The organism is Mesorhizobium carmichaelinearum (assembly GCF_900199455.1).
Lineage (GTDB): Bacteria > Pseudomonadota > Alphaproteobacteria > Rhizobiales > Rhizobiaceae > Mesorhizobium > Mesorhizobium carmichaelinearum.
On record NZ_FZQR01000187.1, the window covers coordinates 1 to 394 of the forward strand.

1 protein-coding gene is annotated in these 394 nt (G+C 65.2%); it reads right to left on the reverse strand.

Annotated elements, in window-relative coordinates; translation table 11 throughout:
* The coding region (locus CKW40_RS42585) for an MFS transporter (protein ID WP_143748551.1) at positions 1 to 394 on the reverse strand (394 nt) is incomplete at both ends.

Sequence of the window (394 nt, forward strand, 5' to 3'; positions counted from 1 at the left end):
AACTCCGACAGCGTGCCGCGCTTCTTGTTTGCCTTCGCGGCGGTAAAGGACTGCGTTTCCTCCATGTGCGAGCGCATGGCCATTGCCACCAGCGCACACAGCGCGCCGACAAAGAATGGAATGCGCCAGCCCCACGCCTCGAGCTGCGCCGGCGACAGCACGAACTGCTGCAGCACGATCAGCAGGGCCAGCGCCGTCAGTTGGCCGGCGATGAGCGTGACGTACTGGAAGCTCGAGTAGAAGCCACGGTTTTCCTTGTTGGCGACTTCGCTCAGGTACGTGGCCGACGTGCCGTATTCCCCGCCAACCGACAGCCCCTGCAGGAGCCGCGCCAGCACGAGCAGTACCGGCGCCGCAACGCCGATCGTCGCGTAGCTCGGCGTGAGCGCGATGA